Source organism: Serratia sp. CY74737 (assembly GCF_052166775.1).
GTDB classification, from domain to species: domain Bacteria; phylum Pseudomonadota; class Gammaproteobacteria; order Enterobacterales; family Enterobacteriaceae; genus Serratia; species Serratia ureilytica.
In genome coordinates this window covers 204,108-226,038 of sequence record NZ_JBJNOF010000012.1, presented here as the reverse complement: position 1 = coordinate 226,038, position 21,931 = coordinate 204,108, and the positions used below count along the sequence as shown (strand labels likewise).

General features: G+C 58.8%; 21 protein-coding genes and 1 rRNA gene. 8 read left to right on the top strand and 14 right to left on the bottom strand.

Annotation, left to right across the window (positions count from 1 at the left end; translation table 11 throughout):
* Nucleotides 1-211: ribosomal RNA gene (locus ACJ8PE_RS17465) — 16S ribosomal RNA — on the bottom strand; the annotation flags it as partial.
* Nucleotides 212-602: 391 nt separating this feature from the next.
* Nucleotides 603-1,166, bottom strand: coding sequence for a D-glycero-beta-D-manno-heptose 1,7-bisphosphate 7-phosphatase (gmhB, locus tag ACJ8PE_RS17460; RefSeq protein WP_025304009.1), 564 nt, complete (start codon nucleotides 1,164-1,166; stop codon nucleotides 603-605).
* A 188-nt stretch (nucleotides 1,167-1,354) separates the two neighbouring features.
* Between gmhB and metN the strand changes: the two genes are divergently transcribed.
* The 6 genes from metN to proS all read left to right on the top strand — a co-directional run bounded on the left by metN (nucleotide 1,355) and on the right by proS (nucleotide 6,941).
* The gene (gene metN, locus ACJ8PE_RS17455) at nucleotides 1,355-2,386 is read left to right on the top strand and encodes a methionine ABC transporter ATP-binding protein MetN (RefSeq protein ID WP_019455782.1); all 1,032 of its coding nucleotides are present in this window, start codon (nucleotides 1,355-1,357) and stop codon (nucleotides 2,384-2,386) included.
* Nucleotides 2,379-3,032 carry a methionine ABC transporter permease MetI gene (locus ACJ8PE_RS17450; protein WP_004932010.1) on the top strand — a complete coding sequence of 218 codons (654 nt, stop codon included), beginning with the start codon at nucleotides 2,379-2,381 and terminating at the stop codon, nucleotides 3,030-3,032. The genes metN and ACJ8PE_RS17450 overlap by 8 nt, the downstream gene beginning before the upstream one ends.
* A 39-nt stretch (nucleotides 3,033-3,071) precedes the next feature.
* Complete coding sequence (locus tag ACJ8PE_RS17445) at nucleotides 3,072-3,887, top strand: MetQ/NlpA family lipoprotein (protein ID WP_033644900.1); 816 nt, start codon at nucleotides 3,072-3,074, stop codon at nucleotides 3,885-3,887.
* A gap of 114 nt (nucleotides 3,888-4,001) precedes the next feature.
* Complete coding sequence (rcsF, locus tag ACJ8PE_RS17440; protein ID WP_025304011.1) at nucleotides 4,002-4,406, top strand: Rcs stress response system protein RcsF; 405 nt, start codon at nucleotides 4,002-4,004, stop codon at nucleotides 4,404-4,406.
* On the top strand, nucleotides 4,403-5,110 hold the full coding sequence (gene tsaA / locus ACJ8PE_RS17435) for a tRNA (N6-threonylcarbamoyladenosine(37)-N6)-methyltransferase TrmO (protein ID WP_197793055.1): 708 nt from the start codon (nucleotides 4,403-4,405) through the stop codon (nucleotides 5,108-5,110). Before rcsF ends, tsaA begins: the two co-directional genes overlap by 4 nt.
* 112 nt (nucleotides 5,111-5,222) lie before the next feature.
* Nucleotides 5,223-6,941, top strand: a complete 1,719-nt coding sequence (gene proS / locus ACJ8PE_RS17430; RefSeq protein ID WP_033644896.1) for a proline--tRNA ligase — start codon at nucleotides 5,223-5,225, stop codon at nucleotides 6,939-6,941.
* A gap of 68 nt (nucleotides 6,942-7,009) precedes the next feature.
* On the opposite strand, the gene nlpE is transcribed toward proS, so the two are convergent.
* Genes nlpE through ACJ8PE_RS17415 form a run of 3 tightly spaced genes read right to left on the bottom strand, consistent with a single transcriptional unit; the run spans nucleotide 7,010 to nucleotide 8,688 of the window.
* Entirely contained in the window at nucleotides 7,010-7,693 is a 684-nt protein-coding gene (nlpE, locus tag ACJ8PE_RS17425) for an envelope stress response activation lipoprotein NlpE (protein WP_033644894.1), read from the bottom strand.
* 29 nt (nucleotides 7,694-7,722) lie between these two features.
* On the bottom strand, nucleotides 7,723-8,136 hold the full coding sequence (gene arfB, locus ACJ8PE_RS17420; RefSeq protein WP_033644893.1) for an alternative ribosome rescue aminoacyl-tRNA hydrolase ArfB: 414 nt from the start codon (nucleotides 8,134-8,136) through the stop codon (nucleotides 7,723-7,725).
* A 3-nt stretch (nucleotides 8,137-8,139) separates the two neighbouring features.
* On the bottom strand, nucleotides 8,140-8,688 hold the full coding sequence (locus ACJ8PE_RS17415; protein ID WP_197793056.1) for a YaeQ family protein: 549 nt from the start codon (nucleotides 8,686-8,688) through the stop codon (nucleotides 8,140-8,142).
* Nucleotides 8,689-8,901: 213 nt separating this feature from the next.
* Here ACJ8PE_RS17415 and ACJ8PE_RS17410 point away from each other — a divergent pair, with 213 nt between their 5' ends.
* Both ACJ8PE_RS17410 and rof read left to right on the top strand, forming a co-directional pair.
* Complete coding sequence (locus ACJ8PE_RS17410; RefSeq protein ID WP_033652508.1) at nucleotides 8,902-9,102, top strand: YaeP family protein; 201 nt, start codon at nucleotides 8,902-8,904, stop codon at nucleotides 9,100-9,102.
* Entirely contained in the window at nucleotides 9,089-9,352 is a 264-nt protein-coding gene (rof, locus tag ACJ8PE_RS17405) for a Rho-binding antiterminator (protein WP_004931991.1), read from the top strand. The genes ACJ8PE_RS17410 and rof overlap by 14 nt, the downstream gene beginning before the upstream one ends.
* A gap of 50 nt (nucleotides 9,353-9,402) precedes the next feature.
* On the opposite strand, the gene ACJ8PE_RS17400 is transcribed toward rof, so the two are convergent.
* The 9 genes from ACJ8PE_RS17400 to accA form a co-directional block, all read right to left on the bottom strand.
* Nucleotides 9,403-9,717 carry a c-type cytochrome gene (locus ACJ8PE_RS17400; protein ID WP_025304017.1) on the bottom strand — a complete coding sequence of 105 codons (315 nt, stop codon included), beginning with the start codon at nucleotides 9,715-9,717 and terminating at the stop codon, nucleotides 9,403-9,405.
* Complete coding sequence (tilS, locus tag ACJ8PE_RS17395) at nucleotides 9,717-11,048, bottom strand: tRNA lysidine(34) synthetase TilS (protein ID WP_193160485.1); 1,332 nt, start codon at nucleotides 11,046-11,048, stop codon at nucleotides 9,717-9,719. Before tilS ends, ACJ8PE_RS17400 begins: the two co-directional genes overlap by 1 nt.
* Before the next feature lie 56 nt (nucleotides 11,049-11,104).
* Nucleotides 11,105-12,550 (bottom strand): dipeptide permease DtpD, encoded by a 1,446-nt coding sequence (gene dtpD, locus ACJ8PE_RS17390; protein WP_060660317.1) that lies wholly within the window; start codon nucleotides 12,548-12,550, stop codon nucleotides 11,105-11,107.
* A 68-nt stretch (nucleotides 12,551-12,618) separates the two neighbouring features.
* A complete protein-coding gene (gene cadA / locus ACJ8PE_RS17385) occupies nucleotides 12,619-14,757 on the bottom strand; it encodes a lysine decarboxylase CadA (RefSeq protein ID WP_033635725.1) in 2,139 nt (712 codons plus the stop codon).
* A gap of 95 nt (nucleotides 14,758-14,852) precedes the next feature.
* Nucleotides 14,853-16,196, bottom strand: a complete 1,344-nt coding sequence (cadB, locus tag ACJ8PE_RS17380) for a cadaverine/lysine antiporter (protein WP_033644886.1) — start codon at nucleotides 16,194-16,196, stop codon at nucleotides 14,853-14,855.
* 369 nt (nucleotides 16,197-16,565) lie between these two features.
* Complete coding sequence (gene cadC, locus ACJ8PE_RS17375; protein ID WP_033644885.1) at nucleotides 16,566-18,122, bottom strand: lysine decarboxylation/transport transcriptional activator CadC; 1,557 nt, start codon at nucleotides 18,120-18,122, stop codon at nucleotides 16,566-16,568.
* 89 nt (nucleotides 18,123-18,211) lie between these two features.
* The gene (locus ACJ8PE_RS17370; protein ID WP_197760427.1) at nucleotides 18,212-18,601 is read right to left on the bottom strand and encodes a VOC family protein; all 390 of its coding nucleotides are present in this window, start codon (nucleotides 18,599-18,601) and stop codon (nucleotides 18,212-18,214) included.
* A gap of 106 nt (nucleotides 18,602-18,707) precedes the next feature.
* On the bottom strand, nucleotides 18,708-20,852 hold the full coding sequence (locus tag ACJ8PE_RS17365; RefSeq protein ID WP_033644883.1) for a lysine decarboxylase LdcC: 2,145 nt from the start codon (nucleotides 20,850-20,852) through the stop codon (nucleotides 18,708-18,710).
* Between the two features lie 111 nt (nucleotides 20,853-20,963).
* Nucleotides 20,964-21,923: an acetyl-CoA carboxylase carboxyl transferase subunit alpha gene (gene accA, locus ACJ8PE_RS17360; protein ID WP_004931972.1), complete on the bottom strand. Its 960-nt coding sequence runs from the start codon at nucleotides 21,921-21,923 to the stop codon at nucleotides 20,964-20,966.
* Between the last annotated feature and the right edge of the window lie 8 nt (nucleotides 21,924-21,931).

Below are 21,931 nucleotides of genomic sequence, written 5' to 3'. Positions count from 1 at the left end.
CGAAGGTCCCCCTCTTTGGTCTTGCGACGTTATGCGGTATTAGCTACCGTTTCCAGTAGTTATCCCCCTCCATCAGGCAGTTTCCCAGACATTACTCACCCGTCCGCCGCTCGTCACCCAGGGAGCAAGCTCCCCTGTGCTACCGCTCGACTTGCATGTGTTAAGCCTGCCGCCAGCGTTCAATCTGAGCCATGATCAAACTCTTCAATTAAAAGCTTGATTTGCTTCCACTCGAGAAGCGATGCTCAAAGATTTACTGCATGAATTTTACTTCAGTTAGTCACTCTTCAAGACTTGATATTTTTTTGCATCCGAAGATGCTGGATATTGTCTTGTGGAGTGCCCACACAGATTGTCTGATAAATTGTTAAAGAGCAGTGAGTTAGGCGCTTTCGCTTGCTAACTCGAGGTGGCGTATATTACGCTTTCCTCTTTCAGAGTCAACCCTAATTTTCAGGTTTTTTCTCTGCGACCCCGGATACTCTGTGAAGTTGTTCGCATGTTCCGTGTCGATGGAGGCGCATTATAGGGAGCCGGTTCAGAATGACAAGCGTTAATATGCATTTTTTATCTGACCGCTCACTATTCATTCGTAACGCCTATTAAACCCGCTTTTTGATGGCTGCCGGCAGGTCCGCCAGGCTGTTTAGCACCCAATCGGCCAGTTTTTCGCCCTGCTCCGTCACCGGCTTGCCGGTACGCACCAGCACCTTGGTGCCGACGCCGGCCGCGATCGCCGCCTGCATGTCTTCCGGTTTATCACCCACCATATAAGAAGCGGCCATATCGATGTTCAATTCCTGCTGCGCTTGCAGCAACATGCCCGGCTGCGGCTTACGGCAGTCGCACACCTGGCGATACTCTTCTACTGCCGCCTCCGGATGATGCGGGCAGAAATAGATGCCGTCGAAGTCGACGTCGCGATCGGCCAGCGACCAGTCCATCCACTCGGTCAGGTACATAAACTGGTCTTCGCTGAACTTGCCGCGCGCAATGCCGGACTGGTTGGTCACCATCACCAGCGCGAAGCCCATCTTTTTGAGCTCGCGACAGGCGTCGATCACGCCGTCGATAAAGTGGAAGTTGTCGATTTCATGGACATAGCCATGGTCAACATTAATCGTGCCGTCACGATCGAGAAAAATTGCTGGAACGCTTTGTGTCACCGCTTTGCTCCTGAGGGCCTGTATACGCTGACAGTATCGCATGTTTTACCCCGTACTGAGAACGCCGGAGAACGTCGTTGGCCGTTGACTTAGACGTCTAGACGCCTTAGCATCTGATCCATACCTTGGTTCCACGCCGAGGTTTACTTTTATCTAGCCACGGGCAACCACGCTAAAATAAGAAGAATATGATTAAACTTTCTAACATCACTAAAGTGTTCCAGCAGGGTTCGCGCACCATTACCGCGCTCTCTGACGTGACCCTTCACGTTCCTGCCGGGCAAATCTATGGCGTCATCGGTTCCTCCGGCGCCGGTAAAAGCACGCTGATCCGCTGCGCCAACATGCTTGAGCGCCCCACCTCCGGCCAGGTGCTGGTCGATGGCCAGGATCTGACGTCTCTGTCGGAAAGCGAACTGACGCGCGCCCGTCGCCAAATCGGCATGATCTTCCAGCACTTTAACCTGCTCTCTTCCCGTACGGTGTTCGGCAACGTGGCGTTGCCGCTGGAGCTGGACAATACGCCGCGCGCCGAGATCAAAAAGCGCGTGACCGAACTGCTGGAACTGGTCGGCCTGGCGGACAAGCACGACGCCTACCCGGCCAACCTGTCCGGCGGCCAGAAACAGCGTGTGGCGATCGCGCGTGCGCTGGCCAGCAACCCTAAAGTGCTGCTGTGCGACGAGGCCACCAGTGCGCTGGATCCGGCCACCACCCGTTCCATCCTGGAACTGCTGAAAGACATCAACCGCCGTCTGGGCCTGACCATTCTGCTCATCACCCATGAAATGGACGTGGTGAAACGCATCTGCGACCAGGTCGCGGTCATCAGCCAGGGGCAGCTGATCGAAAAAGACAGCGTCAGCGAAGTGTTCTCGCACCCGAAAACGCCGCTGGCCCAACAGTTCATTCAGTCCACGCTGCATCTGGATATCCCGGACGACTACGCCGCGCGCCTGTCGCCGGAGCGTCAGGGCGGCCGTCAGCCGCTGCTGCGCCTGGAGTTCACCGGTCAGTCGGTCGATGCGCCGCTGCTGTCTGAAGCCGCTCGCCGCTTCAACGTGAACAACAACATTATCAGCGCCCAGATGGATTATGCCGGCGGCGTGAAATTCGGCGTGATGCTGGCGGAGCTGCACGGCAGCGACGAAGACGCGCTGGCAACGATTAAGTTCCTGCAAGAAAATCAGGTAAAAGTAGAGGTTCTGGGTTATGTCTGAGGCAATGATGTGGTTGATGGCACGTGGCGTGTGGGAAACCGTCATGATGACCTTTGTCTCCGGCTTTTTCGGTTTCGTGCTCGGCCTGCCGGTCGGCGTGCTGCTGTATGTCACCCGCCCGGGGCAGATCATCGCCAACAATTCGCTGTATAAGATCCTGTCCGGGCTGGTGAACATCTTCCGTTCCATCCCGTTCATTATCCTGTTGGTTTGGATGATTCCGTTTACCCGCATGATCGTCGGCACCTCGATCGGTCTGCAAGCGGCGATCGTGCCGCTGACCGTCGGCGCCGCGCCGTTCATCGCGCGCATGGTGGAAAACGCCCTGCTGGAGATCCCGTCCGGTCTGGTGGAAGCGGCGCGCGCCATGGGCGCCACGCCGATGCAGATCATCAAGAAAGTGCTGCTGCCGGAAGCCCTGCCTGGCCTGGTCAACGCCGCGACCATCACCCTGATCACCCTGGTGGGCTACTCCGCCATGGGCGGCGCGGTCGGCGCCGGCGGCCTGGGCCAAATCGGTTACCAATACGGTTATATCGGTTATAACGCCACAGTTATGAATACCGTATTAGTATTACTGGTAGTTTTGGTTTATCTGATCCAATTCTGCGGCGATCGCATCGTCAAAGCCGTTACCCATAAATAGTTTCACAGCATATTAATGCGAGTCTAATGAGGAAGGGATATGTCGTTAACATTTAAATCCATCGCGACAATTGGCGCACTGATCGGCACTCTGGCTCTGGCGGGCTGCGGCCAGGATGAAAAGAATCCAAACCACATCAAGGTCGGCGTGATCGTCGGCGCTGAACAGCAAGTGGCCGAAGTGGCGCAGAAAGTGGCGAAAGAGAAATACGGTCTGGACGTTGAGCTGGTCACCTTCAACGACTACGTGCTGCCTAACGAAGCGCTGAGCAAAGGCGATATCGACCTGAACGCCTTCCAGCACAAACCTTATCTGGATCAGCAGATCAAAGATCGCGGCTACAAGTTGGTGCCGGTCGGCAACACCTTTGTTTACCCGATCGCCGGTTACTCCAAGAAAATCAAATCGCTGGACGAGCTGAAAGAGGGTTCTCAGATCGCACTGCCGAACGATCCGACCAACCTGGGCCGTTCGCTGCTGCTGCTGCAGAAAGTCGGTCTGATCAAACTGAAAGACGGCGTTGGCCTGCTGCCGACCGTACTGGACGTGACCGAGAATCCGAAAAACCTGAAGCTGGTTGAGCTGGAAGCCCCTCAGTTGCCGCGCTCTCTGGACGATCAGCAGATCGCGCTGGCGGTGATCAACACCACCTATGCCAGCCAGATCGGCCTGACGCCGGCGAAAGACGGTCTGTTTGTGGAAGATAAAGACTCGCCTTACGTCAACCTGCTGGTTGCGCGCGAAGATAATAAAGACGCGGAAAACGTGAAGAAATTCGTTCAGGCCTACCAGTCTGACGAAGTTGACGCCGCCGCCAACAAAATCTTCAACGGCGGTGCCGTGAAAGGCTGGTAAGCGCTTATTCACCAATTTTATTCCTATAATTGCAAGACGGGCCAAGGCCCGTCTTGTTATTTCCGCCATAGATTGCTTCAATAGCGCCACTTTCATTAAGGCAGAGGAATCTCAATGCGTGTTTTACCTCTCTGTTTGTTAGCGCTCGCGCTGGCCGGATGTTCATCGCAACGTATCGCGCCATCCTCAACAAACAGCACCAGCAAGCCGACCACGACCGCCCCGGCCAAGACCACGCCGGCCGCCCGCCCCGCTCCGGTAAAACTGTATAAAAGTGCAGAAGAACTCGTGGGTAAACCATTCCGCGATCTGGGTGAAGTGTCCGGCGAATCGTGCCAAACCACCGTACAAGACTCCCCACCGAATCTGGCTACCGCCCGTAAACGCATGCAAATCCGTGCGTCTTACATGAAGGCCAACGCCGTGCTGCTGCACGACTGCCAGATTGTCAGCGGCGTCGCCGGTTGTTACCAGCAGGCCGTTTGCCAGGGCTCGGCGCTTAACGTCTCGTCTAAATGACCGAATTCGTTTTCGAGCAGATCGGCGTGATCCGCTCGCCGTATAAAGAGAAATTCGCCGTGCCCCGCCAACCGGGGCTGGTCGAAGACGGTGGCGGCGAACTGCTGCTGCTGCCGCCCTACAACCAGGCGGAAGCGGTTCGTGGTCTCAGCGATTTCAGCCATCTGTGGGTGATGTTCATTTTCCATCAAACCATGGAAGGCGGCTGGCGCCCGACGGTACGCCCGCCGCGTTTAGGCGGCAATGCCCGCATGGGCGTGTTCGCCACCCGCTCCACCTTCCGCCCCAACCCGCTCGGCATGTCGCTCATTGAGCTCAAAGGCGTACGGGTGAAAAACGGGGAAGTGGCACTGGAGCTGGGCAGCCTCGATCTGGTCGACGGTACCCCGGTGGTGGACATCAAGCCTTATCTGCCGTTTGCCGAGAGCCAACCGCAGGCCCGCGCCGGCTTTGCCCAGGCCGCGCCCGCCGGCGATATGCCGGTGCGTTTCGCGCCGCAGGCGGAACAGCAGCTGCAGCAACATCAGGCGCGCTACCCGCAATTAAGGCGTTTTATCAGCCAGGTGCTGGCACAGGACCCCCGTCCCGCCTATCGTAAAGGAGAGGACGTCGAACGGAATTACGCCGTCTGGCTGCTGGATTTCAACGTGCGCTGGCGCGTCGTGGACGGCCACACCGAAGTACTGGCGCTCGACCAGCGTTAAAATTCCGCCGCCTCTCTTTTGGCGACCCGCTCGCGCTGGTAAACTAAATCACTTTTTGGCCGCCACTCTGGCAGCCCGATGCAATTTGCAGTTCTAACGGAACCAAAACACCATGCGTACTAGCCAATATCTGCTCTCCACTCTGAAGGAGACACCTGCCGACGCCGAAGTGATCAGCCACCAACTGATGCTGCGCGCCGGGATGATCCGCAAGCTGGCCTCCGGTCTTTACACCTGGCTGCCGACCGGCCTGCGCGTTCTGAAAAAGGTTGAAAACATCGTTCGCGAAGAAATGAACAATGCTAACGCGATCGAAGTGTCCATGCCGGTGGTTCAGCCTGCCGACCTGTGGCAGGAAAGCGGCCGTTGGGAGCAATACGGCCCCGAGCTGCTGCGCTTCGTCGACCGCGGCGACCGTCCTTTCGTGCTGGGCCCGACGCATGAAGAAGTGATCACCGATCTGATCCGCAACGAGATCAGCTCGTACAAGCAGTTGCCGCTGAACTTCTTCCAGATCCAGACCAAGTTCCGTGATGAAGTGCGCCCACGTTTCGGCGTGATGCGTTCCCGTGAGTTCCTGATGAAGGATGCCTACTCCTTCCATACCTCGCAGGAGTCTCTGCAGGAGACTTACGACGCGATGTACGAAGCGTACAGCAAAATCTTCAGCCGCATGGGCCTGGATTTCCGCCCGGTGCAGGCCGATACCGGCTCGATCGGCGGCAGTGCGTCGCACGAATTCCAGGTGCTGGCAGACAGCGGTGAAGACGATATCGTGTTCTCCACCGGTTCCGACTTCGCCGCCAACATCGAGCTGGCGGAAGCGGTCGCTCCGGCAGCGCCGCGCGCGGCGGCCAGCGAAGAGCTGCGCCTGGTGGATACGCCAAACGCCAAAACCATCGCCGAGCTGGTCGAGCAATTCCAGCTGCCGGTGGAAAAAACCGTGAAGACGCTGATGGTGCGCGCCACCGAAGAGAGCGGCCATAAACTGGTCGCCCTGCTGGTGCGCGGCGATCACGAGCTGAACGAAATCAAGGCCGAGAAGCTGGCGCAGGTTGCCGCGCCGCTGACCTTCGCCACTGAAGAAGAGATCCGCGCCATCGTCGGCGCCGGCCCGGGTTCCCTCGGCCCGGTCAAGCTGCAGATGCCGGTGGTTGCCGACCGCAGCGTAGCGGCGATGAGCGACTTTGGCGCCGGCGCCAACGTTGACGGCAAACACTACTTCGGCATCAACTGGGAGCGGGATCTGCCGCTGCCGCAGGTGGCCGACATCCGTAACGTGGTGGAAGGCGACGCCAGCCCGGACGGTCAGGGCACGCTGCTGATCAAACGCGGCATCGAAGTGGGCCATATCTTCCAGCTCGGCACCAAGTATTCGGAAGCGATGAAAGCGACCGTACAGGGTGAAGACGGCCGCAACCAGGTGCTGACCATGGGTTGCTACGGCATCGGGGTGACGCGCGTCGTGGCCGCTGCCATCGAGCAGAACCACGACGAACGCGGCATTATCTGGCCAGACGCCATCGCGCCGTTCCAGGTCGCTATTCTGCCGATGAACATGCACAAGTCGTTCCGCGTGCAGGCGCTGGCCGAAGAGCTGTACAACACCCTGCGCTCCCACGGCATCGACGTGATCCTCGATGACCGCAAAGAGCGCCCGGGCGTGATGTTCGCGGATATGGAGCTGATCGGCGTGCCGCACTCTATCGTTATCGGCGACCGTAACCTCGACAACGAAGAGATCGAGTACAAAAACCGCCGCGTCGGCGAGAAGCAAATGATCAAAACCGGTGAAATCGTTGATTTCCTGCTGGGCCAGATCAAACGCTAAACACCGCGCGTCAGCGAATAAAAAACCCGCCTAGGCGGGTTTTTTTATGTCCATGGGGACAGGGGAGGTTAGTTGTTGCTGCAGCTTTTACTGCGGTCGAACGCGATTTTACCGTCCGGCACCACCGCCTTCTCTATCTGCCCCTCTTCCATCGACGGCTGCACGCTGAAGTGCGCGTTGAAAGTCAGAAACACCGGCTCACCGGCATTCTTATTGGCTTTGGCGTAACCTTGCTCCAGCGCGATGTTGTTATCCACCGGGAACGTGATGCCGGTGGCGCAATCTTTGAACACCGCCGCGTCGGCCATATAGGTGTAGCTGCCTTTCATCACCATCGGCGTTTTAGGCAATGGCTTCTCGACCGGCTCCAGACGATAATTCAGCTTGGAGGCGATCGGCGCGCCGCTGCGATCCAGCATCTCAAGACTCTTGCCCACCGGGCGGAAGTAGCGTTTTTCCCCGGTGCTGTCAGTCAGCACCAGCTTATCCGCGGTGCGCGCCCATTTGCCGTAGTCGGCGAAGGTCTGATCGCCGTCTTTGGTGCCGCGATAAGTTTCCTGCAGCACAAAGGTGCCGTCCTCATCCAGGAACAGCGCCGTATCCAGCCCGCCGCAATCGGCGCAAGGCAACAGCCCTTGATAACTCTGCGGCATCGCCTGCAGCGGTTGTTCCTTCGGTTGATAATGATTGTTGCATCCCAACAACGAGAGTGCGCCTGCCGCCAAGAACAGGGCTACCGTAATTTTCTTCACAGTTATTCTCCTACTGTGTTCATGTATTCCTAAGTGCGAACCTTGCCACGCAGCGCCTTGGTGGCGCCCTTACGCGCCTTGCCTTCCAAACGGCGCAATTTTGCCCCTTTGGTCGGCTTGGTCGCCTTGCGCATTTTTTCCACCACCATCGCCTGCTGAATCAGCGCGACCAATCTGGCCAACGCCGCTTCGCGATTCAATTCCTGACTGCGATACTCTTGCGCCTTGATAATCACTACGCCATCAGCGGTAATGAGATGATGATTCAGCGCCAGCAGCCTTTCCTTATAATACTCTGGCAGGCTGGATGCCCGGATGTCAAAGCGCAAATGGATCGCCGTTGAGGTTTTGTTCACGTGCTGGCCACCCGCGCCCTGCGCGCGGATCGCCGTCAATTCCAGCTCATTATCCGGTATGGCTACGTTTCTTGACAGTTCCAGCACCGGTCACACCTGTGCCTGCTGCCACTCGGCAAACTGGATTTCCAGACTATTCTGAGCATCAGACAGCCAAATAGTTCCCTCCTGCAGCGTTGCCTGCAGCGTCATGGTGCGGCTGGCCAGCGCCGTCAGGCGCGCCAGCTGTTCGTCATCGAGGAAGCGCACGCTCAGGTTCTTGTAGCCGGACACTTTTCCCTGCATCGCCTGCCACCAAACGTGCGCGGCGCGCTCGCCGTAAGCGTACAAGAGCACGCGCGGCGACTGGTTGCAGGCCTTGCGGATGCGTTTCTCGTCGGGCAATCCCATCTCGATCCACATTTCCAGCCCGTTGTGGTCGTTGCGCTGCCAGATCTCCGGCTCGTCGTCGGCGCTCAGCCCTTTGGTGAACACCAGCCGCTCGTCGGCGTGGCAGATCCAGGCCAACAGGCGCAGCATCATGCGTTGCTCATTTTCGGACGGGTGTTGCGCCAGCGTCAGCGTGGCGTCGTGGTAGAAGTGACGATCCATATCAGCAATATTGACCGCGGCTTTATAAATGGTTGCTTTCAGCGCCATGGGTGACCTCGTTATTATCCGGCGACAGTGTACTTGATCAGGGCCAAACCCCGCCAGCGCGGCCAGGCTGCGGCAGTGCGAAAGGCGTGCCGGGGTGCTGATAACTCCATAACAGCTGTGCTATAGTCGTCTAGGATAGGATAAAACTCCGAGAGTCTGCGCCTCATCGCGATAGTAGTCTTGATGATGCAGAGGTTCTTAAGGGAGGAAACTGTGCAACAATACTGTGAGTTAGTACGCCGTACTTACGCCGAGATTGGCAGTGGAGATCTTGGCTACGTGCCTGATGCGCTGGCTTGTGCGTTAAAGGCATTGGACGATGTCGCAGCGAACCACGCGCTACCGTCCTCCGTTAGGGAACAGGCGGCCTTTGCCGCCGCTAACTTATTGGTGAGCGACTATGTTGATGAATGATGAGTACCAACCCATCAATTGCGATGACTACGACAACCTGGAACTCGCCTGTCAGCATAAACTTATTCTGAAGCTGGAGTTACGCGACGGAGAAGTGATCGAGGCCAAGGCGATCGACCTGCTGCAAAAGAAACGCGTTGAGTATCTGACCATCGAACAGAACGGCCAGCAGCGCGACCTGCGTCTGGACCATATCAGCAGTTTCAGTCATCCGGAAATCGGTACCGTGGTCGTCAGTCTGTCGGACTGAGCAGCGGTAACCCCATCCCAACAGGGCAGCCCAACGGCTGCCCTCGTCATTTAGGGCTTCAGGCTGGCGTAATAAGCCGCCAGATCGGCGATATCGTCATCCGACAATCCCGACACATAGGCTTTCATCACCTCGGCCTGGCCGCCGTTGCGTTCCCCTTTCTTGTACGCCTGCAACGCGTGCTGCAGGTACATGGCGTTCTGCCCGGCCAGATTCGGGTACATCGGCACCGTCACCTTGCCCTGCGCGCCGTGGCAGGCCGCGCACGCGGCGGCTTTGGCCTGACCGGCGGCCGCATCCCCCGCCGCCAACGCCGGCAGGCTGAACAGGCCGGCGGCCAACAGCGCGATTTCCACAAACTTCATCATTGCTCCTCACGATTATGATTTTTTTCCCAGCGCAGCCGCCACGGGCGTTCGCCTTCCGGCACCTGCCCCGCCTCACAGACGAATACGCCCAGCGCGGCGATCAGCTGCTCATCATAATAAATCAACGGGATGCGTTCACGCTGCCAGGGAGGAATACCCAGCTCCTGCCACAGTTTTTTTATCGGCCGCGAATGGGCGCGCCCCACGATGCGCACCGCGCCCTGTACACCGCCGAAACGAATGCTAATCTGCTGCGATGGCAGCGGCGCGCGCAGCGCCAGATCGCCCTCACCGGCAACCAACTGCCCCAGCCCGTCCGGCAACGTCAGCGGCTGGTCAGGCTGCCAGGGCAGATGCACATCGCGCAGCGCCGCCAGCGGCGGCAACAGGTGCAATCGGCCTCGGAAACGGCGGATCTGATAGGCGCCGAGCTGCAGCTGCGGTTCGGCATCTTCCCGGCTGAGCGCCACCTCCTCCCACAGACGCTGCAACTGCTCACGCGCCGGCATGGTAACGTTGAACAATGCGATCCAGCGCCGCAACAGAGCGAAGCGCCGCACCGGCGAACAGGCCGTCAAACCGTCGATCGCCAATGAGCGATCCGCCGCCAACAGGCTTTGCAGCGGTTCCGCCAGCAGCTCGTCCAACAATTGTTCCTGTTCGGCGCACAGGCTGGCGCTGCGCGCCACCGCCGAGGCGAAGTGCGGCCAACGTTGATTGAGCTGCGGCAACACCTGCAACCGCAGGAAATTGCGATCGAAGCGCGTGTCCTGATTGCTGTCGTCGTCTATCCAGGCCAAGCCGTGGCGTTGCGCGTAATTTTCCAGCGTTTGACGCGAGCAGCCCAGCAGCGGCCGCAACAGCAGGTGCTCGCCCAGCGTGGCGCGCGCCGCCATCGCCGACAACCCCGCCGGCCCGCTGCCGCGCTTGAGCGCCAACAGGAAGGTTTCGCTTTGATCGTCAAGGTGTTGGGCGGTGAGCAGCGCTTCGCCCTCCGCCAATGCTGTGCTGAAAGCGGCATAGCGCGCCGCCCGCGCCGCCGCTTCGATGCCGCCCTGGCGGGCATCCACCTGCACGTGCGTCACCGTCAGCGGGATCCGCCACTCGGCGCACCGGCTGCGGCAATGCTCAACCCAACGGTCGGCAAAGGCGCTCAGGCCATGATGCACGTGCAGCGCACGTAGCTGCAGCGCCGGACGTTGGCGGCGCAACGCCGCCAGCAGATGCAGCAGCACGCTGGAATCCAGGCCGCCGCTAAACGCCACCAGCAGCCGCTGCTGCGCGCCCAGCTGGTCCGCCACCTGCGTCGTTAATTGATCAGTATCCATCGGTAGGCTTTGTCACTTCTACATAGCTGCACGTTAACCCCGCCTACCGCCATCAATCAAGCATTAACCGTCCGGGCCTGGCGTCGCGTCAGCAGCCACCAGCCGCCCAGCACCGCGATCACCGCCAGCGCACATCCGGCCGCTCCCCAGCCGATCTGGGCGAAAATGCGGCCATACGCCTGCATCGCCGCCCCTTCGATGTGGTCCTCGGCGGTCTGATTGGCGATAATGCCCGCCAGATAGTTGGCGATCGAACCGGTCGCCAACATATAGATGCCGGTCAACACGCCGGTTGCGCCAGGGATATTCAGCCGGGTGATCTGCGCCATCGCCACCGGATCGATAAACAGTTCGGCAAAGCCCATCACCGCCAAACCGGCGATCATCAGCCCCATCGATCCCGGCCCGTGCAGCCGCGTATTGAGCGCCATCAGCGTAAAGCCGACGCCGATCAACAGCAGACCGAAGGCGAACTTGCACCAGATGCGCAGCGTGCGATCGCCATCGCCGCTCGCCAGCCAGGCCAGCGCCACGCCGCCCAGCATCACCGCGCAGGCGTTAACCGACTGGAACAGCGCGGTCGGCACCGTCCAGCCGAACCAGCGCCGATCAACGAAATGATCGATAAACAGGCTGATGGAGCTGCCGCCCTGCTGGGCAAAAGCCCAGAACAGCGTGCCCAGCAGCATCAGTACGATGATCTGCCACAGCCCCCGCCGCTGGCCGGCGTCCGCGCGCAGCATAATGCGCGCCACCAGCGCTACCGCCGCCACACACACCAACCCGAGCAAATAGCCGGCCCAGCCGCGTTCAAACAGCAGCGTGAAGAACAGCGGCGACGCCAGCAGCGCCGCCAGCAGCCATCCCCAGTGCGGCAGGCCCAGGCTCCTGGCGCGCATCAGCGGTGCATTCACGCCGCGCGTGTGGCGGAAATGGCGTCCGCCCAGCAGAAAAATCACCAGACCGGCGAACATGCCGATCCCGGCCAACGCAAAGCCGACGTGCCAGCCATAGCGCTCGGCCGCCAGCCCGCAGGCGATCGGCGCCAGAATAGATCCGACATTGCCGGCGGCGTACAGCAGCGAGAAACCCCCTTCGCGGCGCGAGTCCTGCGCCGGATACAGCTCGCCCAGCAGGCAGCTGATATTGGATTTGAACAGGCCGTAGCCGCAGATGATGATCGCCAGCGCCAGATAGAGCGACTGGGCGGAGACCGCGCTCAGGCCAAGCACGATATGTCCCAGGGTCATCAGCGCCGCGCCGGCGATCACCGCGACGCGGTTGCCCAGCAGGCGGTCGGCGAGCCAGCCGCCAAGAATAGGAGTGACGTAAACTAACGAAGCGTAAGCGCTGTAGAGATCGATGGCGTGGCTGTCGGTATAGCCGAGTTGGTGGGTCAGATAGAGGATCAATAACGCACGCATGCCGTAAAAGCTGAAATATTCCCAAATTTGTATCGCTACGACATAGTAGATTGCGCGCGGCTGTGAGGGTGTTTTCATGGTGGTCTCCCATCAGTCGGTGAACGACAAAGGGGAAGCGCGAGCGCCTCCCCTCTTATTGGCTGCGGTTATTTCGCCTTCAGCACTTTCACCCGATAACGTCCGTCCGCCTGGCGATAGGCGCCGTGAATGTCGGTTTCAAAGCCTGGATAATGCGCGCCGATTTCGCACAGCATCTGCAGGAACTCCAGCACCGGCCGGCTCTCTTCGGTCAGCATCTCGCCCGGCATCACCAGCGGCACGCCCGGCGGGTATGGGAGGATCATGTTGGCGTTGACCTTACCGACCATCTCTTCCAGATAGACCTCTTCCACTTCGCCGTGCAGCTCTTTCTGGAACGCCTGGTACGGATTCATCACCATGGTTGGCAGCACTTCGAACGCGCGGTACATCAGGTCCGGCAGGTTGTGTTGCTCCACCAGGCGGTGAATGTTCTGCGCCAGATCCTGAATACGCATGTTTTCATAGAAATCAGGCGCTTCCTGATACAGCGAAGGCAGCATGTTTTTCACCCGCAGGTTCAGATCGAACGAGCGTTTGAAGTCGGTCATCGCGCGCAGCAGGCTGAGCGCCTTGGTTTTATCGATGCCGATGCTGAACAGGAACAGCAGGTTGTAAGGCCCGGTTTTCTCGACGATGATGCCGCGCTCGTCGAGGTATTTCGCCACGATGCTGGCCGGGATGCCGAACGGCTGCATCTCGCCTTCCTTGCTCATCCCCGGGGTCAGGATGGTGACCTTGATCGGGTCCAGATACATGTGTTCGTTGTCGATGTTCTTGAAACCGTGCCAGGCGCTGTCGGAGCGCAGCGGCCAGCATTCCGGCTCATCGATATGCTCCGGCTGCCAGACGTCGAAGAACCAGCCGTCGGACTCGACTTTCAGGCGTTTGATCTCTTTGCGGAACTTGATCGCGCGCTCGATAGAGCCGTTGATCAGGCGCTTGCCGGCGTTGCCTTTCATCATCGCCGCGGCGGTTTCGGTCGACGCCACGATGCCGTAGTGCGGCGAAGTGGTGGTGTGCATCATGTAGGCTTCGTTGAAGGTTTCTTCGTTGATATCGCCCTTCACATGAATCATCGAAGCCTGCGAGAAGGCCGCCAGCAGTTTGTGGGTGGACTGGGTTTCGTAGATCACCTTGCCCTCCACGCGGCCGCCGCTCATGCCACACTTGCCTTTATAGATCGGATGGAAGTTGGTGTAAGGCACCCAGGCGGAGTCGAAATGGATCGACTTCACGTCCAGGGTGTTCTTGATAAAGTCGGTGTTGTACAGCAGGCCGTCATAGGTGGAGTTGGTGATCACCGCATGCACCGGCCAGGTGGCGTTCGGGGTCTCCTTCACGCGTTTGGCGATGGTGGCGCGCTGGAACTCGCTCTGCGGAATGCCGCCGAGGATGCCGTAGGCATTGCGGGTCGGGCGGAAGTAGATCGGCGTGATGTCGCTCATCATCATCAGGTGAGTCAGCGACTTGTGGCAGTTACGGTCAATCAGCACCGTGCTGCCCGCCGGCGCCGAATACATGCCGACGATCTTGTTGGCGGTGGAGGTGCCGTTGGTCACCATGTAGCTGCGCTCGGCGTTGAACACGCGGGAAATGTACTCTTCCGCCTCTTTGTGTGGGCCGGAGTGATCTAGCAACGATCCCAGTTCGGACACCGAAATCGAAATATCCGACTTCATGGTGTTCGGGCCGAAGAAATCGTAGAACAGGCTGCCCACCGGGCTTTTCTGGAAGGCGGTGCCGCCCATATGGCCCGGTGTACAGAAGGTGTATTTGCCTTCGCGCACGTATTTGAACAGCGCCTTGGTCAACGGCGGCAGGATGGTGTCGATATACTCGTCGGTGTTCTGTTTGATCTTGGCGGCGATGTCGGTTGCCGCGCCGAGCGCATACTCGAAGAAGCGCACCTGCATGCGCAGATCGTTCAGGCTGACGTCCAACGTGGAATAGGTGTTGGCGAATGCGTACAGCGGCATGTATTCGTTCAGTTGGCTGATCTCTTCGCACAGCTCCAGATTGTATTTGTCCCAGTCGAAGATCACCCCGCACAGACGGGCGTTGTTCTCGATCAGTTTCAGCAGGTCTTCGCGATCGTTAGGGTAAACGATGCGGAAATCCAGACTTTCCAGCGCCTGATGCAGTTCACGGATAGGCTCTTCTTTGAAGTAGACACCCATGTGATTCATGATGGCGATAACGTTCATATGCATTTCTCCTGGCAAAGCAAGCCCCTTCCCGTCGCGGCTGACAGGTCGGAAAGAAAGGGGCTGGGTAAATTCAGTCGGTCAGCGGACGCGAATCAGTGCGCTTTGGCCGTGGTGTTTTCATCGACCGCCGCTGCATTGGCAGCCTGGCGGGTATTCATTTTCCGGGCGTAGAACATCAGGATAATCAGGCTGATGATAAAGGTGCCGGACAGTTCGAAAGAGTTGGCGCCCATCAGCGCGATAAAGCAGAAGCCGCAGCCGCACACCGAAGCGATCAGGCTCAGCAGGTTGCGCACGTTGACCCCTTCGAAGCGAATCAGGTCTACGCAAGAGTAGAAGTAAGGCAGCATGGTCAGCAGCACCGCGATGCCGGTCAGCTCGCCGAACAGATCGGAAGCCTTGCCGCCGGCGGAGCTCATCAGGGTGATCAGCACCATCAGCGCGGTCATTTTGCAGCTCGCGAGCAGCAGGCCTTTTTTCGGAATGCCGTTTTTATCCAGCTCGCCGTACACTTTCGGGAAGTTGCCGTCGTTGGCGGCGCGCACCCCGGCCTGGCCGACCAGCATCATCCATGACCCGAGCGAGGTCAGGCAGGCAAAGGCGGTGAACGCGGAAACCATCGGTGCCGCCCAGTTGCCCATAATCGCCGAGGCGCTGATGGCGAACGGCGCGCCGCTGGCGGCCATTTCAGATGCCGGGAACATGCCGCTGATTACCTGGGTGGCGGCGATGTAGATGATGCCCGCCAAACCGGTGCCAAGCATGGTCGCCAGCGGCACGGTGCGTTTCGGGTTTTTCACCATGCCGGTGCTGACCGCCGCGGATTCCACGCCGATGAACGCCCACAGGCACAGCAGAATACTTTTGATGACCGCATGGCTGTCGGTGGTGCCGGAGGTATTCCAGTTAGCCTGGTAGGTGGCGGCGTCAAACCAGTGCCAGCCGAGGGTGGCGGTTACGATCACCGGGATCAGCACCAGCACCAGGCCCAGGGTGGTCAAGCGGCTGACCCAGGTCCCGCCCAGCATGTTGACGAAGGTGAAGATCCACACGATGGCGATACAGGCGATGCCGGCAGGCACCGGGTTGTTCAACGCCGGGAAGAAGGTGGAGAGATAAGAAACGGCGGTAATGCCGATGGCCAGGTTGCCGATCCAGTTGGCATGGTAATAAAGCACGCCGGTCTGGAAGCCGAACGCCGGGGAGATTTCACCGGCGTAGGCGATAGGGCCGCCCTGCTGCGGGTTTTTGGTCGCGAGGCGGGCGTATACGTAGGCCAGCGACATCGCCCCGATAATCGAGATCACCCATCCCCAAATGGCGATGGATCCGAGACTCGCCAGGTTGGCGGGCAATAAGGCAATCCCGCTCCCCATCATATTACCGGCGACTACGCCGGTGCAGGCAATAAGCCCTATTTTCTTGGGTGAAGCCATGGTCAGTTTCTCCTGATTTACGTTTCTTATAAGCCACACCCATAAATAAAAGATTTTAATGAGCCGGCTTGATAGTCAGGATGCTAACCATCGGCAGAAATAAAGTCCTAAAGATAAAGTGAGATTACGCTCATGATCATACAAATGATAATCTGAGGTTTTTGATTAACACATCAAGATAAAAAGGTAAGCTAAAGAAAAGATAAACATCGTTTAAAAACAGGATAATAACCAGGTTAATCACGAATAACAAACGGCAGAAAAGGAACGATATTGCGCAGCAAAATAACACAATGGCGCAACATATCTTCACCAATAGATAACGCCGCCGGAATTCCCTGAAAATAATGGCGGCGTGGTCCTGGTGAATTATTGGCGCTGATAGTTATTTAAATAAGGCACCACATTGGTCAATGACGTCTGGAATACGCCATTGGTGATCCAATGCAAGGTATCTTCACCGGGGCGCAGGTTGAACGCGGTAATATAAGAATCCGCCGCCAAATGATTCTGCCCCTGCATTTCATACACTTTGCCCAGCAGCACATAATTCAGCCACGACATTTGCAACTCAATCCCCAACTCGATCGCCCGGTGCGCATCGTCAATGCGTCCCTGCGCCAGCGCATCAACCGCCAGAACTTGCTGCACGATCGGCGTATTTTTCAATTCGGGGATCGTCGCCAGATGGCTGATATCGGCGCGCAATTGCGCCAGCCCCTGGCTGTCGAACGGTTGATAAGAGTTGCGCAGCACATCCACCAGCGCTTTTTCCGCCAGCAGGTAGTGGAAATTCGGCGCGCTTTTAATCAGCTCGCTCAGCTGCGCGCTGGCGCGAGTCAACGAATCGGCGTCGCCGTGGATCAACAATTGATGCGCCTGGTAGAAGCGCTGCAGCAGCGGCCCGTTATCCGGCAGCAGCTGCGCCAGACGCTGTTCCAGCTGCGGCGGCCAGGGCTGTTTAAGCGCGGCGGACAGGCTGGCGAGGAAGTCGCTTTGGATCTTCAGCTGGTTATCGGCGGTAATGAAGTAACGCTTGTCCAACATGATTGAGCTGTCGGCGTTATCCACCAGCCGTACGGACAGGAAACACTGCTGGGCGCGGTAGTGGCGCTGATTGACGAACTCGATATACAGCGACTTGCCCGAGTTGCTGGGGCCGGAATAGTTGTAATTGGTTTGGTCGTGCACCAGGAAGGTCGAGTAGGTGTTGAGCGAATCGGTGATCAGCTCGCTGACGCCCACCACATAGGAGAGCTGCGGCATCCAGTTGCTGCAGCTCTCGCCGCCCTGGATGCGGATATCGATATCGCGCGGATTGAGCAGCACCGGCATGGTCGATACCGGCACGCGTTGCGACAGCGTGGCGATGCCGACAAACGCCACGCAGACGCTGAGCGCCGCCAGAAACGCCAGCCACACCCAGAACGTCGAGCGGCGATAAAAGCGCGGCTGCTTTTCGCCGGGCGCGGCAACCGGCGTTCGGGTCCGGCTCGGCGGCACGTACGGCGTATCGTCTTCATCATCGCTGCCGTCTTCCGGCTCATGCATGATCACCGCAATCTGCGGCGCCGGCGCAGGGGCGGGCTGCGACTCCCCGTCTTCACACCAGATCACCGAAGCCGCCAACTTATACCCGCGCTTAGGCACGGTGATAATGTATTCCGGACTGTCGCTGTCGCCGTCTTTCAGGTATTTGCGCAGTTCTGAAATGCATTGGGTCACCACGTGATTAGTGACGATATTGCGCTTCCAAACGCTATCGATCAGCTCGTCGCGGCTCAGCACCACATCGGGGTGCCGGGCGAAATAGCACAGCATGTCGATCAGGCGCGGTTCCAGCGTTTTCTGGCGGCCGTCACGGCTGATGGTATTGTCGGCAGGGGTAACCAGCCACTCCCCGACGCGAAAAGCAGGCTCTTGCATGGCGGAAATAACTCTGTAGGCATGTGGGGCAAGGGCGCGATCATAGCATAATCGCCCCCGGCTGTGGCCGCCGGGAGGCGATTAAGCCGTTAACTCTCGTATAATTCTAACGGTAAACCATCGGGATCGCTGAAAAAGGTAAAACGAGATTGAGTATAAGGATCGACGCGTACCGATTCGCAGGCGACGCCGGCCGCCTGCAGATGGGCGATGGCTTGGTCTATATCGTCAACGCTGAACGCCAGATGGCGCAGGCCGCAAGCCTCCGGGCGGCTGACGCGGGCCGGCGGCGAAGGGAAAGAAAACAGCTCGAGGGTGTATTGCCCGTTGAGCGCCAGATCCGCTTTCCAGGAGTCACGCTCCTCGCGGTAAACTTCACTCAGCAGGGTAAAGCCGAGAATGTCGCAATAGAAATGCTTACTGGCGGCGTAGTCCGCGCCAATGATCGCGATGTGATGCACCTGACGTAATGCCAGCATAGAAACCTCTCCTGTTCATTCTGATGGTGCACGGTATCCGGCGGCGATGAGACCGTCAATAAGGAAGCCCGGCGCATCTTTCCAAACCGCCGGGCGCATTATGGCCTTATGGCTGCGGGGCTTTCAGCACCTTCACCAGATAGCGTCCGTCTTCCGTCAGCTTGGCGCCGTGGATATCGGTTTCAAAACCGGGATAGCGCTCGCCGATCGAGCACAGCATCAGCAGGAAATCGAGCACCGCCCGGCTCTCTTCGGTGATCATTTCCCCTGGCATCACCAGCGGCACGCCCGGCGGATAAGGCAGTATCATATTGGCCGCCACTTTGCCCACCAACTGATCCAGCTCGCAGGTTTCCACATTGCCGCGCACCTGCTCCTGGAACATCTGGTGCGGCGTCAGCTTCATTTCCGGCAGCACGTCAAACGCCCGCTGCATCAGGCGCGGCAGATCGTGTTGGCAGATCAGGCGATGAATACCGGCGGCCAGCTCCTGGATGCGCATATGGCGATAGAAATCCGGATCCTCGGCGTACAGATCCGGCAGCATGTTCTTCACCCGCAGGTTGAGATCGTAGGCGCGCTTGAAGTCGGTCAGGCCGCGCAGCAGGCTCATCGCCTTGGTTTTATCGATGCCGATGCTGAACAGGAACAGCAGGTTGTACGGCCCGGTCTTCTCCACCACGATGCCGCGCTCGTCGAGGTACTTCGCCACCAGCGCCGCCGGGATCCCCTCTTCCTCCAGCGCCCCCAGCTCATTCATGCCCGGCGTCAGGATCGTCACCTTGATCGGATCGAGATACATATGATCGCGATCGGTCTGGCCGAAACCGTGCCAGTTATCGTCCGGATCCAGCGGCCAGCACTGCGCTTCATCGATCTCTTCCGGCTGCCAGATATCGAAGAACCAGCTGTCGCTTTCCTCGCGCAGCCGCTGCACTTCACGGCGAAAATGCAGCGCGCGCTCCACCGAACGGTTGATCAAGCGGCGCCCCGGATTGCCGCGCAGCATGGCGGCGGCGGTTTCCATCGACGCCACGATGCCGTAGTGCGGCGAAGTGGTGGTGTGCATCATGTAGGCTTCGTTGAAGGTGCTCTCGTCGTAGTCGCCCTTGATATGAATCATCGAGGCTTGCGAGAAGGCCGCCAGCAGCTTGTGGGTGGATTGGGTTTCGTAGAAAACCTTGCCGGGCACCCGATCGCCGCTCATGCCGCTCTTGCCGTCGTAAATCGGGTGGAAGTTGGTGTAAGGCACCCAGGCGGAGTCGAAGTGGATCGACGGCACCTCCAGCGTCTGCTTGATGTAGTCGGTGTTGTACAGCAGGCCGTCATAGGTGGAATTGGTGATCACCGCATGCACCGGCCAGGTGGCGTTCGGGGTCTCCTGCACCCGGGCGGCGATGCTGGCGCGGGTAAACTCGCGCTGCGGAATGCCGCCGAGGATGCCGTAGGCGTTGCGCAGCGGGCGCAGATAGATCGGCACGATATCGCTCATCATCAGCAGGTGGCACAGCGATTTGTGGCAATTGCGGTCGATCAGCACCGTGCTGCCCGCTGGCGCTGAATACATGCCGACGATCTTGTTGGCGGTGGAGGTGCCGTTGGTGACCAGATAGCTCTGCTCGGCATTGAAGGTGCGCGCGATGTACTCTTCGGCCTCCAGATGCGGGCCGGTGTGATCCAGCAGCGACCCGAGCTCGGTGACCGAAATCGAGATGTCGGCCTTCAGGGTATTGGCGCCGAAGAAGTCATAGAACAGGCAGCCCACCGGGCTTTTCTGGAACGCGGTGCCGGCCATGTGGCCCGGCGTGCAAAAGGTGTACTTTCCTTCGCGCACGTAGTTGAACAGCGCCTTGGTCAGCGGCGGCGTAATGGTGTCGATGTATTCCGCCGTGTATTGCTGGATGCGCTGCGCGATATCGTCCGCCGCATTCAGGCCATACTCGAAGAAATAGAGCACCATGCGCATTTCATGCAGGCTGACGTCGAAGGTGGAGTGGGTATTGATAAAGGCGTACAGCGGCAGGTATTCGTTCAGCTCGTTGATCTCGCTGCACAGCTCCAGGCTGTAATCGTCCCAGTCGAAGATCACGCCGCAGATGCGGGCATTGGCTTCGATCAGCTTCAGCAGGTCACCGCTGTTTTTGGGGTATACCAGCTGGAATCCCATCGCGCCCAGCGCCGCGTGGAGCTCGCGGATCGGCTCATCTTTGTAGTAGACGCCCGTCGGGCCCATGATGGCGATGATATTCATCGGCAGCTCCTGTCAGTTAACGGCCAAGTCTCTATAACACCACGAAAATCCGGCGGTGTGTAGCCAAAAAAAAACCGCCCGAAGGCGGTTTATTACCGTGAAGATCGCAACTCAGCAGTAGCCGTAGTTCATCAGACGCTGGTAACGGCGGTTGAGCAACTCTTCGTCGTTCAGGCCATCCAGATCTTTCAGATCGGCCAGCAGCTGCGCTTTCAGCGCGGCGGCCATCGCCGGCACGTCGCGGTGCGCGGAACCCAGCGGCTCCGGGATCACCGAGTCGATCAGCTTCAGCTCTTTCAGACGCGGCGCGGTGATGCCCATCGCTTCTGCCGCCAGCGGGGCCTTATCGGCGCTCTTCCACAGGATGGAAGCACAGCCTTCCGGCGAAATCACCGAGTAGGTGCTGTACTGCAGCATGTTCACCTTGTCGCCCACGCCGATCGCCAGCGCGCCGCCGGAGCCGCCTTCGCCGATGACGGTGCAGATGACCGGCACGTTCAGACGCGACATCTCACGCAGGTTGCGCGCGATAGCTTCCGACTGGCCGCGTTCTTCCGCGCCCACGCCCGGATAAGCGCCCGGGGTATCAATAAAGGTGATGATCGGCATCTTGAAGCGTGCGGCCATTTCCATCAGGCGCAGCGCCTTGCGGTAGCCTTCCGGCGCCGGCATGCCGAAGTTGCGGCGGATCTTCTCTTTGGTTTCACGGCCTTTCTGATGCCCGATGATCATCACCGGGCGGCCATCCAGGCGCGCAATGCCACCGACGATCGCTTTGTCGTCAGCGTAAGCGCGATCGCCCGCCAACTCTTCGAAGTCGGTAAAGATGTGTTTGATATAATCCAGGGTATAAGGACGGCGCGGGTGGCGTGCCAATTGGGCAATTTGCCAGGCCCCAAGATCGGCAAAAATCTTGCGCGTCAGCTCAACGCTCTTTTCACGCAGGCGCTGAACCTCTTCGTCCAGATTAATATCTAATTTTTCGTCTTGACGGCTGACTGCAGTCAGCGAGTCAATTTTCGCTTCCAGCTCTGCAATCGGCTGTTCAAAATCAAGAAAATTCAGACTCATAGCATTCC